This is a genomic window from Serratia sp. CY47444, from assembly GCF_052168635.1.
Classification (GTDB): domain Bacteria; phylum Pseudomonadota; class Gammaproteobacteria; order Enterobacterales; family Enterobacteriaceae; genus Serratia; species Serratia bockelmannii.
This window is the reverse complement of the sequence record NZ_JBJNMH010000019.1, coordinates 62444-75881: the sequence shown is the minus strand read 5'-3', so window position 1 is coordinate 75881 and position 13438 is coordinate 62444. Positions and strand designations below refer to the sequence as shown.

Here is a 13438-nt window from a genome sequence, read left to right as displayed (position 1 = left end):
CATTTGTAATGCTTGTTTAAAAGCATAGATCGGCGATCGGGGTTGCAAAAGGCTTTTGTGCGACTACTGCGGGCAAGTTTGATTTAGCGCAATTTTGCCGTGCGGATGGGAATTATTACGCTTTGGGGGCCGGCCGGCCCCCAGGGAAAAGGATCAGGAGAACAGGGCGATCAGCACCGGCGCCAGCAGGCTCAGCAGGAAGCCGTGTACGATGGCGGGCGGCACCATGTCCAGCCCGCCGCTGCGCTGCAGCACCGGCAGGGTGAAGTCCATCGAGGTGGCGCCGCACAGGCCGAGGGCGGTGGAACGGCTGCGGCGCACCAGCGTCGGGATCAGCATGATCGCCACCAGCTCGCGCGCCAGATCGTTGAAGAATGCGGCGCTGCCCATCACCGGGCCGTAGGCGTCGGTAATCAGAATACCCGATAGCGAATACCAGCCGAAGCCGGAGGCCATCGCCAGCCCGGCCTTGACCGGCAGCCCCAGCAGCTGAGCCGCCAGCGCGCCGCCGGCCAGCGACGCGACGGTCACCACCAGCGCCACCAGCGTGCCGCGGCGGTTGAGCACGATCTGGCGCAGCGTCATGCCGCTGTTACGCAGCTGAATGCCGACCAGCAACAGCAGGAAGATCAGCGTATATTCGCTGCCTTTATGGGCGAACTGCAGCCATTGCCACTGCGTCAGGCCGAGCAGGAAGCCGCCGAGCACCACGCCGCACAGCTTGAGCGACTCCAGCGCCATGTGCACGCGTGAAGGTAACTTTTCCTGTTTATGGCTGCTGCGCCACGGCATGCGCCGCTCCAGCAGCGCCAGCAACAGCAGGTTGGCGCAGAGAATACAGAAGAAGAACACCGCGCTGTACTGGAAGATCAGCACCAGGTTGCTGCTGAGATCCTCCATAAACGCCAGGCTGATACCCATGAAAAACAGGATCACGTACACCATCCAGCTGAGCAGCCGGTTGATCAGCACCAGCAGCGGGCGATGGCGTAAGGGAATGAGGTAACCGACAATCAGCGGTAACAGAATAATCAACAGTCCTGAATACATGGTGCAGCTTGTGTCCTTGAGTTTTGAAACGCGCCGAACGGCGGCGAGGAGCACACGCTAACCAAAAGCCCGGCCGGAGTAAAGCGGCAGATTTGACGTTGGCCGCTTGACCTGCAAGGGGTTTTTTGACCATGCTCTGTGAAGGTCACCTCATTGAAGAGGCGACGGCGCGCACGGGAGGCGGCGGATGTTCTTGGAGCGTATCGAAATTGTAGGTTTTCGCGGCATTAACCGGCTGTCCCTGATGCTGGACGACAACACGCTGTTGCTCGGTGAAAACGCCTGGGGTAAATCCAGCTTGCTGGATGCGCTGACGCTGTTGCTGGCGCCGGAGCAGAAGCTGTATCGGTTTGAAGCGCACGATTTCCATTTCCCCCCCGGTGAAGAGTCGGCCAAAGAGCGCCACCTGCAGGTGGTGTTCACCTTCTGCGAAAAAGACATCGGTCATGCGCACCTACCGCGTTATCGCCACCTGACGCCGCTGTGGGTCAAGGGCGAGGATGGCCTGAGCCGCATTCATTACCGCTGCGAGGGCGAGCTGGCCGACGACGGCACGGTGTGCACCTGGCGCGGTTTTCTCGACGCCGACGGCAATGCCTTTCAATTGCACCATATCGAACAGCTGGCCCACGCCATCATCCGCATTCATCCGGTACTGCGCCTGCGCGACGCGCGCTTTATTCGCCGCCTGCGCCCCAGCAGCCTCGGCGATGAACGCAAACCCGATACGCAGGCGTTGGCGCAGCAGCTGGATCAGCTGACGCGCGAGCTGGTGCGCAATCCGCAGAAGCTGACCAACGGCGAGCTGCGTCAGGGGCTGGCGGCGATGCAGCAGCTGCTGGAGCACTATTTTGCCGAGCAGAGTTCGCAGGTGGCGCGGCCACGCCGCCGCGGCGGTGAACCGGAGCAGGACGCCTGGCGTGCGCTGGACGGCATCAACCGCATGGTGGCCGAACCGAACAGCCGCAGCATGCGCCTGATCCTGCTCGGGATGTTTTCCACCCTGTTGCAGGCCAAGGGCGACGTCAAGCTGGATCCGCACGCCCGGCCGCTGCTGCTGGTGGAAGACCCGGAAACTCGCCTGCACCCGATCATGCTGTCGGTGGCCTGGGGGCTGCTCAATCAGCTGCCATTGCAGCGCATCACCACCACCAACTCCAGCGAACTGGTGTCGCTGGTGCCGGTGGAGCACGTCTGCCGGCTGGTGCGCGAGTCGGGCCGGGTCGCGACCTACCGTCTCGGGCCGCGCGGGCTGAGCGCCGAAGACGGGCGGCGCATCGCGTTTCACATCCGTTTCAACCGGCCGTCGTCGCTGTTCGCCCGCTGCTGGCTGCTGGTGGAAGGCGAGACCGAAGTGTGGCTGCTTAACGAGCTGGCGCGCCAGTGCGGCTACCATTTCGAGGCGGAAGGGGTGAGGGTCATCGAGTTCGCTCAGTGCGGCCTGAAGCCGCTGCTGCGCTTCGCCCGCCGCATGGGCATCGAGTGGCATGCGCTGGTGGACGGCGATGAGGCGGGCAAAAAGTACGCCAACACCGTACGCAGCCTGCTGGACAATCATGAAGACAACGAACGCGATCGGCTGACCGCGCTGCCGGCGCCGGACATGGAACACTTCATGTTCCGTGAAGGGTTCGCCCCGGTCTATCACCGAATGGCGTCGGTGCCGATCAACGCGCAGATGCCGGTGCGCAAGGTGATCCTGAAAGCGGTCCACCACTCGTCGAAGCCGGATCTGGCGATCGAGGTCGCGATGCAGGCCGGCGAATGGGGCACGGACTCGGTGCCGCCGCTGCTGAAGAAAATGTTCTCACGGGTGATCTGGCTGGCGCGCGGCCGGGCGGACTGACGGCCCGCCGGGCGTTATCGGGCGCAGAAATGTGCCGCCAATCCCTGTTCCAGCTCGTCCAGCAACTGATAGCGACGGCGATACTCGGCGCGCTTCTTGCTGGCAACCTCTTCGATAGGTTTGCGGGCGATGCGCTCGGGCAGCAGAAAATAGCCGTTGTCGAGCGGTTTGGCGCCCATCGACAGCCAGAACTGATCGTAATCGGCGTGCAGTTGATCCTTCTTCTTACTCTGGTAACGCCAGTTTTGATAGATATGGGTGGCATTGCCGACGGCTACGATCTGGCGGATGCCGAGGTGCCGCGCCAGCGTGCAAATGCCTTCCAGCACCAGCCGTTTGGGGAACAGACCGTGGCACTCTTTGGTGGTGTGCTGGATCTCGGCGTGCGGCACCTCATGGTTCGCGCCCTGCAGGCCGCCGATGAACAGCGTCGGCTGCTGCTGATAATGCATCAGCGCAAAGGTGATCTCCGCCAGCATCACGCCGTTGGCGTTGCGCAGCAGCAGCGTGGCTTCCCCTTCCTTATTCAGTTTGTCGATCGCCGCCAATTCCAGCGTGATCGGCGCTTCGTTTTTGCCCATCGCGCGGGCCAGCACGAAAGGCTGTGGGCCGAGGTGGCCGAGACGCATCTTTAGCGGCATGCGCTGCACGATGAGATCGTAATGATCGCGCAGGGCGAACAGGCATTCGATCTTGCTCATGTTGGCTGCCAGGTAGGGGCGATGCAGCTTGCATGGCAGGTTCGGCTGCGCGCTCAGGATCTCCTCCAGCAGCGGGTTGCTGGCCAGGGTGCTGAGCAGGCCGCTGGTGGTGCGCCAGTTGAGCAGCGAGCGGCCGAGAAACTTCAGGCGAAACGAGGTTTTTTTCCAGGCGTTGCTTGGCGCCTTTTCGCCATTGATCAGCGCCGCCATCAGTTGCCAGCCGTTAAGCGGCCGGGCGGAGGTGAGTGGGTAGCTGAGCTGTGACATGATGAAATCCTTGGCTGTGTTGAATGGCGCTATTTCATCAAGGCTTCACTAAACGAGAGTTCAATGCTGAACTGTAACCAGGCGTGTCTCCACATTGTGTTGAGCTAAGGTTTAGTTATTCCCTACGGTGCGTGCTAATTTAGCTCCGCCGCCACAATGGGCGGTCGATATTCACAAGCACAGGCAGGTCAATTTTGACAGGGTTTAAAGGACACAAACGCCGCTGGATACTCGCACTGGCGGTGATTGCGGCGATTGCCGCGGCGGCCGTTTGGCACTTCCGCCATCCGGTGCCAACCGCTTTCAAAACGGTAAAGGTCACCAAGCGCGATCTGCAGCAGAACGTGTTGGCGACCGGCCAGCTGGACGCGGTGCGCAAGGTTGACGTCGGCGCGCAGGTCAGCGGGCAGTTGGAAAAGCTGTATGTCGAGATCGGCGACAAGGTGAAAAAAGGCCAGTTGCTGGGGGTTATCGATCCGCAACAGGCGCAGAACAGCATTCGCGAAGGCGAGGCGACGCTGCGCGAGTTGCATGCGCAGCTGCTGCAGGCACAGGCCGAGCAGCAATTGGCGGCGGTCACGCTGCAGCGCAACCAGGCGCTGGCCAAACTGCAGGCGGTATCGCGTCAGGATCTGGATCAGGCAGCGACGCAGCTGGCGGTGAAGAAAGCGCAGGTGGGCACCATCAATGCGCAGATCGCCCGCAACCAGGCCAGCCTGGATACCGCCAAGATTAACCTGGCCTACACCCGCATCGAAGCCCCGATGGACGGCGACGTGGTGCAGATCACCACGCTGCAGGGCCAGACGGTGATCGCGGCGCAACAGGCGCCGAACATTCTGACGTTGGCGGATCTCGGCACCATGCTGGTGAAGGCGCAGGTCTCGGAGGCTGACGTCATTAACCTCAAGCCGGGTCAGAAGGCCTGGTTCACGGTGCTGGGCGATCCGACTCGGCGCTTCGACGGCGTGCTGAAAGACATTCAGCCGACGCCGGAAAAGGTCAATAATGCCATCTTCTATTATGCGCGTTTCGAAGTGCCCAACCCGGAAAGGCTGCTGCGCTTGCAAATGACGGCGCAGGTGCATATTCAGCTGGCCGGCGTCGAGCAGGCGCTGGTGATCCCGCTGGCGGCGTTGGGTGACCAGATCGCCGACAATCGCTACCACGTCTCGGTGCTGAAACAGGGCAAGGAAGAGAAGCGTGAGGTGGCTATCGGTCTGCGCAACAATATCGATGTGCAAATCCTCAGCGGGCTTGAGGCGGGCGATGAGGTGATTGTCAGCCGCGGCGGCGTGGAGGCCGGCTGATGGCGGCGCTGTTGCAGCTGAGCGGCATTCGCCGTAGCTACCGTTCCGGCGAGCAGACGGTGGAGGTGCTGAAGGGGATCAGTCTGAGCATCGACGCCGGGGAAATGGTGGCGATCATGGGGGCCTCCGGCTCCGGCAAATCGACGCTGATGAACATTCTGGGCTGTCTGGACAAGCCGAGCGCCGGGGTCTATCGGGTGGCCGGGCAGGATGTGGCGACGCTGAGCGACGATGCGCTGGCGCAGCTGCGGCGCGAACATTTCGGCTTTATTTTCCAGCGTTATCATCTGCTGCCGCACTTGAGTGCGGCGCATAACGTCGAGGTGCCGGCGGTGTACGCGGGGCTGGGCAAAGCGGCGCGGCGCGAACGGGCGGAGGCGCTGTTGCGGCGCCTGGGGCTGGGGGAGCGCGTCAACTACCGGCCGAGCCAGCTTTCCGGTGGCCAGCAGCAGCGCGTCAGTATCGCCCGCGCGTTGATGAACGGCGGGCAGGTGATCCTGGCGGATGAACCGACCGGCGCGCTCGACAGCCACTCCGGCGAAGAGGTGATGGCGATCCTCAAACAGCTGTGCGCCCAGGGCCACACGGTGATCCTGGTGACCCACGATCCAGCGGTGGCGCGCCAGGCGGAGCGGATCATCGAGATCCGCGACGGCGAAATCATTGCCGACTCGCGTCCGGCGCCGCCGGAGGATACCCAGGCCAAGCCGCTGGCGCTGGCCGCCGCGGCGCCTTCCTGGCGGCAGATGGGCGGCCGCTTTCGCGAAGCGCTGGTGATGGCCTGGCGTGCGATGGCGGCCAACAAGATGCGCACCGCGCTGACCATGCTCGGCATCATTATCGGCATCGCCTCGGTGGTATCGATCCTGGTGATCGGCGACGCCGCCAAGCAGATGGTGCTGGCGGACATCAAATCGATCGGCACCAACACCGTCGACATTTACCCCGGCAAGGACTTCGGCGACGACGATCCAACCTACCGGCAATCGCTGAAATACGGCGATCTCGATGCGCTGCGCGAACAGCCGTATATCAGCGCGCTGTCGCCGAGCATCAGCAGCAGCATGCGGCTGCGGCTGGGTAACGTCGACGCGGCGGCCAATGTCAACGGCGTCAGCGAACAGTTCTTCCGCGTGTACGGTATGAGCTTTACCCAGGGCGTAGGCATCGATCCGATGCAGGTGCAGTCACAGGCGCAGACGGTGGTGATCGACGCCAATACCCAACGGCGGCTGTTCCCTCACCAGAAAAACGTGGTGGGCGAGGTGATCCTGGTGGGCAACATGCCGGCGACGGTGGTCGGCGTGGCTAAAGAGAAGCAGTCGATGTTCGGCAGCAGCAAGACGCTGAACGTGTGGGTGCCTTACAGCACCATGGCCAACCGGCTGATGGGCAACAATTATTTCGACTCGATCACCGTGCGCATTCGCGACGGCTACGACAGCAAGGAAGCGGAACAGCAGTTGTCACGCCTGTTGACGCTGCGCCACGGCAAAAAGGACTTCTTCACCTATAACATGGACAGCCTGGTGCAAACCGCAGAGAAAACCACCCGCACGCTGCAGCTGTTCCTGACGCTGGTGGCGGTGATTTCGCTGGTGGTCGGCGGCATCGGCGTGATGAACATCATGCTGGTGTCGGTGACCGAGCGCACGCGCGAGATTGGCATCCGCATGGCGGTGGGCGCCCGTTCCGGCGACGTGTTGCAGCAGTTCTTGATCGAGGCGGTGTTGGTCTGCCTGGTGGGGGGCGCGCTGGGGATTACGCTGTCGTTCGCCATCGGTCTGGCGGTGCAGTTGGTATTGCCGGGCTGGCAGATCAGCTTCCCGCCGGCGGCGTTGCTGAGCGCGTTCCTCTGTTCCACCGGTATCGGCGTGGTGTTCGGCTATCTGCCGGCGCGCAATGCCGCGCGGCTGAATCCGATCGATGCGCTGGCGCGCGAGTAAGTAAAAGGCATAAAAAATGCCAGTCACACGGCGGCTGGCATTTTTATCGCAGTCAGGGTCAATGCAGCGCGACGCTGCCGGAAGCGTTTAGGACAGCGCCTCGCTTTCCACCGGCACAATAAGACTGGCATGGTTCCCTTTTGGCCCTTGATGCACGTCGAAGCTGACCTGCTGGCCTGCCTTCAACGTTCTGTAACCATCCATCTTGATGGTGGAGTAATGCGCGAAAATATCTTCGCCACCGCCGGCTGGGCAGATGAAGCCAAAGCCTTTGGCGTTGTTAAACCATTTAACAGTACCCGTCTCCATGCTTTTACATCCCTCGCAACGCTATTTTAAGTGAGATGAATAACTGAATTCGCACCCGCCGTAGGCGGGTAGCAGGGTGGACAAGGGGTGGTTAAAAGACCACCAGCCACGAATTTACACTCTAGAGCAAATGATCGGGGCGTCAAGGGATCGGCTTTTGTCGGCGGGGAGCAGTTCACCAAAGTTTGAAGCAGGTAACGCTATTGCCACGATTCAGTCACAATTGGCCCGTTTTTTTGCGCACGTTACAGTGCGGCGGGACGATGCCGAAGATGATAAAATAGTAACTATCCCCACTTTGAATAACCGAAACCTGCCCCCATATCAGAGGGCAGAGCAGAGAAGATGAGCAGCGATGGGCAATAACAACGACTGGCTAAATTTTGAACACTTGGCCGAAGAAAAACAAATCGATGCGGTAAAACCGCCGTCTATGTATAAAGTTATACTTAACAACGACGATTACACACCGATGGAATTTGTGATTGACGTTCTGCAAAAGTTCTTTTCTTATGATATTGAACGCGCAACGCAACTGATGCTCACGGTCCACTATCAAGGCAAGGCGATCTGTGGTGTTTTTACCGCCGAGGTGGCGGAAACCAAAGTCGTCCATGTGAACCGGTACGCAAGGGAGAACGAGCATCCGTTGCTTTGTACGCTGGAAAAAGCCTGAATAAGGCAATCTATTGGGGAGGTGCTTATGCTCAATCAAGAACTGGAACTCAGTCTCAACATGGCTTTCGCCAGGGCGCGTGAGCACAGACACGAGTTTATGACCGTGGAGCACCTGTTGCTGGCGTTGCTGAGCAACCCTGCCGCGCGAGAAGCGCTTGAGGCATGTACGGTGGATCTGGCCGCGTTGCGCCAGGAGCTGGAAGCCTTCATCGAACAAACCACACCGACGCTGCCCGCCGGCGAAGAAGAGCGCGACACTCAGCCGACGCTCAGCTTCCAGCGCGTGTTGCAGCGCGCGGTCTTCCATGTGCAATCTTCCGGCCGCAGCGAAGTGTCCGGCGCCAACGTGTTGGTGGCCATCTTCAGCGAGCAGGAGTCGCAGGCGGCCTATCTGCTGCGCAAGCACGACGTCAGCCGTCTCGACGTGGTGAACTTCATTTCACATGGCACGCGTAAAGACGAGCCGGGCCAAGCGCCGAATGCGGAAAACCCGGTGAACGAAGAGCAGTCCGGAGGGGAAGACCGTATGGAAAACTTCACCACCAACCTCAATCAGTTGGCCCGTGTGGGCGGCATCGATCCGTTGATCGGCCGCGATCGTGAGCTGGAGCGCGCGATTCAGGTGCTGTGCCGTCGTCGTAAAAACAACCCGCTGTTGGTCGGCGAATCCGGCGTGGGCAAGACCGCCATCGCCGAAGGCCTGGCCTGGCGTATCGTGCAGGGCGACGTGCCGGAAGTGATGGCGGACTGCACGCTGTATTCGCTGGATATCGGTTCACTGCTGGCCGGCACCAAATACCGCGGCGACTTCGAGAAACGCTTCAAGGCGCTGCTCAAGCAGCTGGAGCAGGATCAGAACAGCATCCTGTTCATCGATGAAATTCACACCATCATCGGCGCCGGTGCGGCTTCCGGTGGGCAAGTGGATGCCGCCAACCTGATCAAACCGCTGCTGTCGAGCGGCAAGATCCGGGTGATCGGCTCGACCACCTACCAGGAGTTCAGCAACATCTTCGAAAAGGATCGCGCTTTGGCGCGCCGTTTCCAGAAGATCGATATCACCGAACCGACGGCGGAAGAGACCGTTCAGATCATCAACGGCCTGAAGACCAAGTATGAAGCGCACCACGACGTGCGTTATACCGCCAAGGCGATCCGCGCCGCGGTGGAGCTGTCGGTGAAATACATCAACGATCGTCATCTGCCGGACAAAGCGATCGACGTGATCGACGAGGCGGGCGCCCGCAGCCGACTGATGCCGGCCAGCAAGCGCAAGAAAACCGTCAACGTGGCCGATATCGAATCCGTGGTGGCGCGCATCGCTCGTATCCCGGAGAAAACCGTGTCGGCCAGCGATCGCGACGTGCTGAGAAACCTGGGCGATCGTTTGAAGATGCTGGTATTCGGCCAGGATCAGGCGATCGAAGCGCTGACGGAAGCCATCAAGATGAGCCGCGCCGGTCTGGGCCACGAGCGCAAGCCGGTCGGTTCCTTCCTGTTCGCCGGGCCGACCGGGGTCGGGAAAACCGAGGTCACCGTACAGTTGGCCAAGGCGATGGATATCGAGCTGCTGCGTTTCGACATGTCCGAGTACATGGAGCGGCATACCGTCAGCCGTCTGATCGGCGCGCCTCCGGGCTATGTCGGTTACGATCAGGGCGGGCTGCTGACCGATGCGGTGATCAAGCATCCGCATGCGGTAGTGCTGCTCGATGAGATCGAGAAGGCGCACCCGGACGTGTTCAACCTGCTGCTGCAGGTGATGGACAACGGCACGCTGACCGACAACAACGGCCGCAAGGCGGACTTCCGCAATGTGATCCTGGTGATGACCACCAACGCCGGGGTGCGGGAAACCGAACGCAAATCGATCGGTCTGGTGCAGCAGGACAACAGCACCGACGCGATGGAAGAGATCAAGAAGGTGTTTACGCCAGAGTTCCGCAACCGTCTGGACAACATCATCTGGTTCAACCATCTGTCTACCGAGGTGATCCAGCAGGTGGTCGACAAGTTTATCGTCGAACTGCAGGCGCAGCTGGATGCGAAGGGCGTCTCGCTGGAAGTGAGCGACGAAGCACGCGACTGGCTGTCGGTGAAGGGCTACGACCGTGCGATGGGCGCTCGTCCGATGGCGCGTGTCATGCAGGAAAACCTGAAGAAACCGTTGGCCAACGAGCTGCTGTTCGGTTCGCTGGTGGACGGCGGTTCCGTGAAGGTCGAGCTGGACAAGGACAAGAAACAGCTGACCTACCACTTCCTCAGTGCCGCCAAGCGCAAGGCGGACGAGGGTGCGGTGCATTAAGGCCGCTTCAGGCAAAGAAAAAGCGATGCTTCGGCATCGCTTTTTTTTATGGGTGAGATTCACCGTACAACAGAAACGAGTGAGCCCTCTCAGTTTACCTGCGCACCTGCAACCCGTTGTGTAACGTCGCTGCGGGGGTAAACGGAAAGGGCTCCCGAGGGATTACATCCTCGATGCCGCCAGCATGTGGCGCGCGGTGAGCCGATTAACGGCTACGGAAGACAATGCGGCCTTTGCTCAGGTCGTACGGGGTCAGCTCTACAGTGACTTTGTCGCCCGTCAGGATGCGGATATAGTTTTTACGCATTTTACCGGAGATGTGTGCGGTTACCACGTGCCCGTTTTCCAATTCAACGCGGAACATGGTGTTCGGCAGCGTATCAAGAACGGTGCCCTGCATTTCAATATTGTCTTCTTTGGCCATCGAATCCTCTAGGTCTAACTACCTTAGTTTTTAACCGGCAAGATAATGCCGAAAAACCCCCATTATGTAAAGATGTGTCGGTGAACATTGCACCGTTTCCATCAATTAGTTTACTGGAGAGGGCGGTTCAACCGGCTGTGGGGATATGACTTGCGGCGCCCAGCACGCCGACGCCAAAGGCCGCCGTTGAAGGGTGCTGAGCTGCTGCAAAAATTGACGGCGCGGAATTTCACGCGCGCCAAGGCGGGCAGTGTGAGCGTTCAGCACCTGGCAGTCAATCAATTCCCCGCCATAAGCGGCAAAATGGCGGCAAAAGGCCATCAATGCGCATTTTGAGGCGTTGGTGACGCGGCTGAACATCGATTCGCCGCAGAACAACGCGCCCTGCGCCACGCCGTACATGCCGCCGACCAGTTGATCATCCTGCCATACCTCCACCGAGTGCGCGTAGCCGAGGCGATGCAGATGCTGATAGGCACGCTGCACCTCCGGGCCGATCCAGGTGCCTTCATCCGGCCGGTGGGCGCAGGCGGCAATCACCGTGGCGAAATCGTGATTGAGCGTGATGCGAAACGGATCGTGGCGCAAAAAGCGTTTCAGACTGCGGTTGAGATGAAATTCGGCAGGGAACAGCACCGCACGCGGATCGGGTGACCACCACAGAATCGCTTCCCCCGGCGAGTACCAGGGGAAGATGCCGCGCTCGTAGGCTGCCAACAGTCGCGGCGCCGTGAGGTCGCCGCCGATCGCCAGCAGGCCGTTGGGATCGCGCAGGGCGCCCTCAGGCGAGGGAAACGCCAGCGACTGGGGGGAAAGCTTAACGATGCGCATACAAGGTCTCTGCGTCCTCTACGGGCCGATTACGGCGCCAGGTTGCTGATACGGTTGCGAAAGCGTGCATAGCGGCCCTGCTGGCGCATCAGGGTGGCGTGATCGCCCTGTTCGACAATTTGGCCGTCATCCATTACGCAAATGCGGTCGAGATGTTCCAGGCCGTACAAACGGTGCGTCACCAGGATCAGCGTCTTGCCCTGACAATGCCGGCGCAGCAGCGCCAGGATCTGCTGTTCGGTTTCGGCGTCCAGCCCTTCGGTCGGTTCGTCAAGCAGCAGCAGCGGGGCCGGATGCAGCAGCGCGCGGGCGATACCCAGTCGGCGCTGTTCGCCGCCGGACAGCTGCCGGCCGCCTTCGCCCAACCAGGCGTTCAGCCCGCCGTCGCTGTCCAGCAATTTGCCCAGCCCAACCTGCTGCAGTACGTCACTCAGGCGAGCGTCGTCGGCATTCGGTGCGGCCAACCGCAGGTTTTCCCGCAGCGTATCGCTGAAGATATGCACTCGCTGGCTGACGACCGTGGTCATCCGACGCAGCGTGGTTTCATCATAATCCTCCAGCGGTTCGCCGTTGAGCAGAATTTTGCCGCCGTCGGTGCGCCAGGCGCGGGTCAGCAGCTGCAGCAGGGTGGACTTGCCGCAGCCGGTGCGGCCGAGCAAGGCGATGTGTTCGCCGGCCGCGACCTCGAGCGTGACGTCGCGCAGCACCGGCTGCGGCTGATCGGGATAGGTGAAACTCAGCTGCTGCAGGCTGAGCTGAGCGCGATCGGCCGCGGCCGGGCCGACGGCAGGGAAGGTGACTTCCGGCTGACGATCGATGATCTGTTTGACCCGCGTGGCGGAGGCGATCACCTGGCCGAGATGCTGGAAGGCGCCGGCGACCGGCATCAGCGTTTCGAACGACGCCAGCGCGGCGAAGACAAACAGCGCGATCAGGGCTCCGGGCTGGGTATCGCCGCCGATGCCGGCGGCGGTCAGCCACAGCAGCAGCGTCACCGTCAGCCCGCTGGCGAGGATCATCAGCGCCTGCGCCTTGCCGCTCAGCGAGGCCTGCTGCCACTGGCGGCGTTGCCACCGCTGTTCGGTGGCGTTCAGCGTCTGGCGGAAATCGTTGACGGCACCGAATACCACCAGCTCTGCCTGCCCCTGTAGCCAGGCGGTCAGGTCGGTACGGTATTGGCCGCGCAGCGCGGTGAGTTGGCCGCCGATCGGTTTGCCGGCGCGATAGAACACCGGCGGCACCAACAGCAACAGCAGCAACAGAATGCCGCCCAGCGTCAGGGCGAGCGCAGGATCGAGCCAGCTCAGGCCATAGGTGACCACCAGGATCACCACCGCTGCGCTGATCAGCGGCGAGATCACCCGCAGATAAAGATGATCCAGCGTGTCCACGTCCGCCACCAGGCGATTGAGCAGATCGGCCTGGCGGAAACGGGCGATGCCGCCCGGCGTCAGCGGCAGGATCTTGCTGAAGGTGAATACCCGCAGATGCGACAGCACGCGGAAGGTGGCGTCGTGGCTGACGACGCGCTCGGCGTAGCGCCCGGCGGTGCGGAAGATCGCCGCGCCGCGCACGCCGGCGGCCGGCAGCATGTAGTTGAAGGTCAACAGGCCCGCCAATCCGGCCAGCGACGAGGCGGCCAGGAACCAGCCGGAGAGCGCCAGCAGGCCGATGCTGGCCAGCAGAGTGACGATCGCTAAAAGGATGCCCAGGCTAATCAGCAGGCTATGGCGGCGATACAACGCCAAAAACGGCAGCAAAACGCGCATGA

The 13438-nt window shown here is 61.3% G+C and carries 11 protein-coding genes; 5 read left to right on the top strand and 6 right to left on the bottom strand.

The genetic code is table 11. The features are described 5' to 3' along the window. Window positions 1–153 precede the first annotated feature (153 nt). On the bottom strand, window positions 154–1050 hold the full coding sequence (locus ACJ8IL_RS20630) for a lysine exporter LysO family protein (protein WP_442516802.1): 897 nt from the start codon (window positions 1048–1050) through the stop codon (window positions 154–156). Between the two features lie 187 nt (window positions 1051–1237). Between ACJ8IL_RS20630 and ACJ8IL_RS20625 the strand changes: the two genes are divergently transcribed. Beyond that, window positions 1238–2896, top strand: coding sequence for an ATP-dependent endonuclease (locus ACJ8IL_RS20625; RefSeq protein WP_025302257.1), 1659 nt, complete (start codon window positions 1238–1240; stop codon window positions 2894–2896). 14 nt (window positions 2897–2910) lie between these two features. On the opposite strand, the gene ACJ8IL_RS20620 is transcribed toward ACJ8IL_RS20625, so the two are convergent. Continuing rightward, complete coding sequence (locus tag ACJ8IL_RS20620) at window positions 2911–3864, bottom strand: VirK/YbjX family protein (RefSeq protein ID WP_151428731.1); 954 nt, start codon at window positions 3862–3864, stop codon at window positions 2911–2913. A gap of 194 nt (window positions 3865–4058) precedes the next feature. Here ACJ8IL_RS20620 and macA point away from each other — a divergent pair, with 194 nt between their 5' ends. Then, a complete protein-coding gene (gene macA / locus ACJ8IL_RS20615; RefSeq protein ID WP_334273928.1) occupies window positions 4059–5174 on the top strand; it encodes a macrolide transporter subunit MacA in 1116 nt (371 codons plus the stop codon). Further along, window positions 5174–7120, top strand: a complete 1947-nt coding sequence (gene macB / locus ACJ8IL_RS20610) for a macrolide ABC transporter ATP-binding protein/permease MacB (protein ID WP_049204241.1) — start codon at window positions 5174–5176, stop codon at window positions 7118–7120. Before macA ends, macB begins: the two co-directional genes overlap by 1 nt. A gap of 87 nt (window positions 7121–7207) precedes the next feature. Here the strand turns inward: macB and cspD are convergent, their stop codons facing one another. Beyond that, window positions 7208–7429, bottom strand: a complete 222-nt coding sequence (gene cspD / locus ACJ8IL_RS20605) for a cold shock-like protein CspD (RefSeq protein WP_004928349.1) — start codon at window positions 7427–7429, stop codon at window positions 7208–7210. A gap of 355 nt (window positions 7430–7784) precedes the next feature. On the opposite strand from cspD, the gene clpS reads away from it, so the two are divergent. Continuing rightward, complete coding sequence (clpS, locus tag ACJ8IL_RS20600) at window positions 7785–8105, top strand: ATP-dependent Clp protease adapter ClpS (RefSeq protein WP_004928347.1); 321 nt, start codon at window positions 7785–7787, stop codon at window positions 8103–8105. 27 nt (window positions 8106–8132) lie between these two features. Beyond that, a complete protein-coding gene (gene clpA / locus ACJ8IL_RS20595) occupies window positions 8133–10412 on the top strand; it encodes an ATP-dependent Clp protease ATP-binding subunit ClpA (protein ID WP_025302261.1) in 2280 nt (759 codons plus the stop codon). A gap of 205 nt (window positions 10413–10617) precedes the next feature. Here clpA and infA read toward each other — a convergent pair whose 3' ends face one another. From infA to cydC, 3 genes are all read right to left on the bottom strand, one after another. Beyond that, window positions 10618–10836, bottom strand: coding sequence for a translation initiation factor IF-1 (gene infA / locus ACJ8IL_RS20590; RefSeq protein WP_002211347.1), 219 nt, complete (start codon window positions 10834–10836; stop codon window positions 10618–10620). Window positions 10837–10941: 105 nt separating this feature from the next. Continuing rightward, the gene (aat, locus tag ACJ8IL_RS20585; protein ID WP_025302262.1) at window positions 10942–11667 is read right to left on the bottom strand and encodes a leucyl/phenylalanyl-tRNA--protein transferase; all 726 of its coding nucleotides are present in this window, start codon (window positions 11665–11667) and stop codon (window positions 10942–10944) included. Window positions 11668–11696: 29 nt separating this feature from the next. Beyond that, window positions 11697–13436: a heme ABC transporter ATP-binding protein/permease CydC gene (cydC, locus tag ACJ8IL_RS20580; protein ID WP_442516801.1), complete on the bottom strand. Its 1740-nt coding sequence runs from the start codon at window positions 13434–13436 to the stop codon at window positions 11697–11699. Window positions 13437–13438 lie beyond the last annotated feature (2 nt).